Here is a 5019-nt window from a genome sequence, read left to right on the forward strand (position 1 = left end):
GTCGAGGAACCAACCGCGATCCTGGGCAGCTTCTCCGCCGATTACCTCGAGCTGCCCGCCGAGATCCTGACCACGGTGATGCGCAAGCACCAGCGCTACCTGCCCGTGCGTGATGCTGACGGCAAGCTACTCGCGCACTTCGTTGCCGTCGCCAACGGTTCGGTGGAGGAGGCGACGGTCCGCAGTGGCAACGAGGGCGTCCTGCGTGCTCGCTACGAGGACGCCAGCTTCTTCTGGCGCGCCGATCTGCAGAAGAGCCCAGCAGAAATGAAGTCCGTGCTGGACAAGCTCGCCTTCGAGGAGCGCCTCGGGTCGATGGCGGTGCGGGCGGGTCGGATCGGGCAGATCGCCGAGACGCTGGCCGGCAAGGTCGGGCTCGAGGGTGAGGACCTGACCACCTTGCGCCGGGCCGGTGAGCTGGCGAAGTTCGACCTCGGTTCGCAGATGGTGGTCGAGCTGACCAGCCTGGCCGGCACGATGGCCCGCGAGTACGCCCGCCGCAGCGGTGAGACCGAGGCGGTCGCGCAGGCGCTCTACGACATGGAGCTGCCGCGCTCGGCCGGTGACCCGACGCCGTCGACGACCCCGGGCGCGATCCTGGCCCTCGCGGACCGCTTCGACCTGCTGGCCGGGTTGTTCGCCATCGGCGCCAAGCCGACCGGTAGCTCCGACCCGTTCGCGTTGCGCCGTGCGGCCGCGGGTGTGGTCGCGATTCTCCGGGATCACCCGGAGCTTCGCGCGATCACCTTGCCGGTCGGGCTCGCCGCTGCCGCCGAGCAGATCGGTGCCCAGGGCATCGAGGTGTCGGAGGAAGCGCTGGCCGACGTGGCCGACTTCACCGTCCGTCGCTACGAGCAGCAGTTGCTGGACCGGGGTGCCGATCACCTCCAGGTCGCCGCGGTGTTGCCGTTGGCAACGGCTCCGGTGGTGGCCGACGAGACGCTGGCCGAGCTTCAGCGTCAGGTCGCGACCGACGGTTTCGCGGAGCTGGTGGCAGTACTTCAGCGGGTACGGCGGATCGTCCCGGCCGACGTGGCTCCGCAGTACGACTCGACCAAGCTGACCGAACCGGCCGAGGTGGTTCTGCACGAGGCAGTGCAGAAGGTCGGGCAGGTGCCGACCTCTCTCGCCGAGTTCGTGCCGGCGGTGTCGGTCCTGGTCGAGCCGATCACCAACTTCTTCGAGGAGATCCTGGTGATGGCCGAGGACCCGGAGGTGCGCGCGGCCCGTCTCGGGCTGCTCGCGACCATCCGCGACCTGGCCGCTCCGGTGCTCGACTGGCAGGCCCTCGGCACCAGCCTCACAACGGCAGCGTGAGGAGTGGGGCGAGGCGTTCGGCGATCAGGCGGTAGCCGTCCGGCCCGGGGTGCAGGTCGTCGGCGTACAGGGCCTGTGCCTCTTCGACGCTGAGCACGGTTCTTCCGTCGATCAACTGCAGGTCAGGATCGCCGACAGCCCGCGCACCGAGCTCCACGCAGGCGCGGACGTCGTCGAGGGTGAGGCCGAGCGCGTTCGGCTTGCCCTCGAGGTTGGGCGCGGGCAGCGGCGTGATCACCACCAGCGGCGTGTGCGGATGTCCTTCCCGGACGGTCGACAGAAACGCGTCGACCTGTCCGGGGAGCGTCCGCCCGCTGAAGGTCTCGCCGGCGTAGATGTTGGTCCCGAGGCAGAGCGAGATCAGCCGCGCGGGCGTGTCCCGGATGGTCCGCGCGACGACCGGGTCAAGGTGGCACTCACCGGAGAACCCGAGCGCGACCAGGTCCCACCCATGCTGGCGCGCGACCAGCGCCGGCCAGGTCTCCGAAGGACCTTCCGCCCCGGTGCACTGGGTGAGCGAGCTGCCGTAGGTGATCCACCGCGGCCCGGTCGGCGGTTCCGGTTCCGCTTCACCTTCGAACGACACCTCCCGTACGCCGATCACGCCCGCCTGCGGAAGCCAGATCTCCAGTCGCCCGGGTTCCGCCGGCAGCTGCACGGTGATCCGCTGCTCCCCGGGCTCGACCTCACAGCGCTGGTGGAGCTCACCGTCCACGAGGAAGTCCACCGGCGCGATCATCGGGTAGATGTCCAGCTCGGCGCGGATCTCCAGGCTGACGGCGGAGGCCGTAGTACGCCAGGCGGCTCGTACTCCGGCCGGGGTGGCGGCGCGGGACCACAGGCGATGGCCCGGGCGATCCGGCGAGCCGGTCCAGTCGGTCAGCTCGAACAACTGCCCGCGCGGGTCGAGCCGCCAGAACGTCATCCACCCACCGGCATCCACCTCGCGATGCCGGTACCCGGTCCACAGCGCGTCAGTTCCCATCACGCCTCCCACTGGTCGGTACTTCGGGTCCGCGGGCGGAGGTAGCTCGAGGCGCCGGAAGACGGGCGGTGGACCTGGCCATGGTGATGTCGAGCGGAACAGCGGAGGGCCTGCGGAGGCGGGTAGCGGCCCGGGCGCCGAGGCTGGCGTCGACGTGGTCGCGCATCACCGCGGCGGCTGTCTCGGCGTCGCCCGACGCGATCGCGTCGACCAGGGCGAGATGTTCGGCGTGCGTGCGGTCGAGGTCCTCCTCGCTGCGGCCTCCCTTCAGCGCGAGCCGGCGGTAGCGGTCCGCCTTGTCCCAGAGCCCGTCGAGCGTCTGGATCAGCAGGTCGTTCTGCGAGGCGGAGTAGATCGCCGAGTGGAACCGCCGGTGCGAGGCGAGGTCGTCCGCGGTCGGATCGGTCCGCAGCGGTTCCAGCTCGGCCGCAGTCTCGCGGATCAGGTCGAGGTCGCTCCGGGTCCGGCGCTCGGCCGCGAGTCCCGCCGCCAGCGGGTCGAGCGAGCGGCGCAGTTCAACCAGGTCGCGAGCTTCCTCCGCGTTCAGCGCACTGACCCGGGCGTCCCGATGGGCGTCCAGCTCGACCAGTCCGTCGCTCATCAGCCGCCGCAACGCCTCCCGCAAGGGCGTAGTACTGATGCCCAGCTCGCGGGCGAGGGCGCCCTGCTGGATCACGGCCCCGGGTTCGAGATCGCCGCTCAGCACCTGCTCGCGGACGAGCGCGTACGCGAGTTCCGCCTTGGTCGGGCGGCTCCCGTTCGGGTCGCCCATCGGTCCTCCTCGGCATCGACGGGGTTATAACCTACCGCGCCCTGCTCGCCACCAACCGCCGCCCACACGCCGGACCCAGCGGGCCGCAGATCCTCGTTATAACTCACGCAAGGCTTGATCTCCTCTATTTCAAGGGCTGAGATCACCATGGCCATCATCTTGACGCCACAGATTATAACGACGCACAGTGGAGGCCACAGCAGTGAGGAAAGGACCCAGCGTGCAGACGACGGCCCACCCGGAGCCCTACCGGCTCGGCATCCTGCCCGGCGACGGCATCGGCCCGGAGATCGTGCCGGCGGCCGTGCAGGTGATGGACGCCGCGCTCGCCGCGGCCGGGGCGAAGCCCGCCGACTGGGTGGAGCTGCCGCTCGGAGCCGCTGCGATCGAGACCCACGGAACCGCCCTGCCGCCGAGCACGCTGAAGACCCTCGGCGAACTCGACGGCTGGTTGCTCGGCCCGCACGACAGCGCGGCATACCCGGAGCCGCACCGGTCCCAGCTGAACCCGAGTGGCACGATCCGCAAGCACTTCGACCTGTACGCGAACATCCGCCCGGCCAGGTCCTTCGACGAGGTCGGCACCCGGCGGATGGACCTGGTCGTGGTCCGGGAGAACACCGAGGGCTTCTACGCGGACCGCAGTACGTACCGCGGCACCGGCGAGTTCATGCCGACGCCGGACGTCGCGATCGCGATGGGCATCTTCACCCGGCCCGCGATCGAGCGGATCGCGCGGGAGGCGTTCGAGCTGGCCCGGCGCCGACGCCGGCACGTCACGGTGGTACACAAGGCGAACGTGCTGCGCACCACCACCGGCTTCTTCCTGGAGATCTGCCGCGACATCGGGTCGGAGTATCCGGACGTCCAGCTCGACGACTTCCACATCGATGCGATGACCGTGCACCTGGTCCGCCGGGCCGAGGTGTTCGACGTGGTGGTGACGGAGAACATGTTCGGCGACATCCTGTCCGACCTGGCCGGCGAGCTGGCCGGATCGCTCGGGATCGCGCCGTCGGTGAACGCGTCGGCCGACCGGGCGATGGCCCAGGCCGCGCACGGTTCGGCTCCGGACATCGCGGGCCGGGACCTGGCGAACCCGACCGCGATGATCGGCTCCGGCGCGATGCTGCTGGACTGGCTCGCCCGCCGGTACGACGACCCGGCCGCCGGGCGGGCCGCAGTACTGATCGAGAAGGGGCTGGAAGCAACGGTCCGGTCGGGGATCCTGACGGCTGACCTCGGCGGCACGGCTGGTACGACACAGTTCGGCGCCGCGGTGGCTGCCGCGGTCGGTACGGCATGAATCTCCGCGAGCTGTCCTTCCTGCCGCTGCGGGGGATCGCGCCTGAGCAGCTTCCCCGCACGTTGCGGATCCTGCTGGAGAACGCACTTCGGCACCAGACATCCAGCGAGGTACTGCGGAACTGGGTGCCCGGGGCGACCGGCGAGATCGAGGTGTTCCCGTCCCGGGTGTTCCTGCACGACACCAACGGAGTGCCTGTGCTCGCGGACCTCGCGGCGATGCGCGACGCGATGGTGGCGCGCGGCGGGGATCCGGCACGCGTGGATCCGCTGGTCGCCGCCGAGCTGGTGGTGGACCACTCGGTGATCGCCGACGTGTTCGGCCGGCCGGATGCGTTGCAGCGCAACGTCGAGCTGGAGTACCGGCGCAACGGTGAGCGGTACCGGTTCCTGCGGTGGGGGCAGCAGGCTTTCCGGCAGCTGCGAGTGGTGCCGCCGGGGGCCGGGATCATGCATCAGGTGAATCTCGAGTACCTGGCCCGGGTGGTCGAGGTACGCGACGGGCAGGTGTTCCCGGATCTGTGTCTCGGGACGGACTCGCACACGACGATGGTCAACGGGCTCGGAGTGCTCGGCTGGGGGATCGGCGGGATCGAGGCCGAGGCCGCGATGCTGGGGCAGTCGGTGTCCATGATGGTGC

General features: G+C 70.2%; 5 protein-coding genes. 3 read left to right on the plus strand and 2 right to left on the minus strand.

Annotation, left to right across the window (positions count from 1 at the left end; all coding sequences use genetic code 11):
- On the plus strand, positions 1 to 1317 hold a 1317-nt coding region (glyS, locus tag VFG33_RS12475), incomplete at its 5' end, for a glycine--tRNA ligase subunit beta (RefSeq protein ID WP_325025746.1).
- On the opposite strand, the gene VFG33_RS12480 is transcribed toward glyS, so the two are convergent.
- Together VFG33_RS12480 and VFG33_RS12485 are read right to left on the minus strand one after the other, a co-directional pair.
- Positions 1301 to 2302: a GDSL-type esterase/lipase family protein gene (locus VFG33_RS12480; protein ID WP_325025748.1), complete on the minus strand. Its 1002-nt coding sequence runs from the start codon at positions 2300 to 2302 to the stop codon at positions 1301 to 1303. The genes glyS and VFG33_RS12480 overlap by 17 nt on opposite strands.
- Positions 2292 to 3074, minus strand: a complete 783-nt coding sequence (locus VFG33_RS12485; RefSeq protein ID WP_325025750.1) for a GntR family transcriptional regulator — start codon at positions 3072 to 3074, stop codon at positions 2292 to 2294. Before VFG33_RS12485 ends, VFG33_RS12480 begins: the two co-directional genes overlap by 11 nt.
- A gap of 220 nt (positions 3075 to 3294) precedes the next feature.
- On the opposite strand from VFG33_RS12485, the gene VFG33_RS12490 reads away from it, so the two are divergent.
- Both VFG33_RS12490 and VFG33_RS12495 read left to right on the plus strand, forming a co-directional pair.
- Positions 3295 to 4380, plus strand: coding sequence for an isocitrate/isopropylmalate dehydrogenase family protein (locus tag VFG33_RS12490; RefSeq protein ID WP_325025752.1), 1086 nt, complete (start codon positions 3295 to 3297; stop codon positions 4378 to 4380).
- Positions 4377 to 5019: aconitase family protein (locus VFG33_RS12495; RefSeq protein WP_325025754.1), on the plus strand; the 643-nt coding region annotated here is incomplete at its 3' end. The genes VFG33_RS12490 and VFG33_RS12495, both read left to right, overlap by 4 nt.

The sequence above is a fragment of the Kribbella sp. genome (assembly GCF_035687465.1).
In the GTDB taxonomy this organism is placed as follows: Bacteria; Actinomycetota; Actinomycetes; order Propionibacteriales; family Kribbellaceae; genus Kribbella.

What these genes read in the sequence shown, in the direction of transcription:
- VFG33_RS12480 (WP_325025748.1), bottom strand. Translation starts at nt 2,302, where the DNA reads ATGGGAACTGACGCGCTGTGGACCGGGTACCGGCATCGCGAGGTGGAT.
- VFG33_RS12485 (WP_325025750.1), bottom strand. Translation starts at nt 3,074, where the DNA reads ATGGGCGACCCGAACGGGAGCCGCCCGACCAAGGCGGAACTCGCGTAC.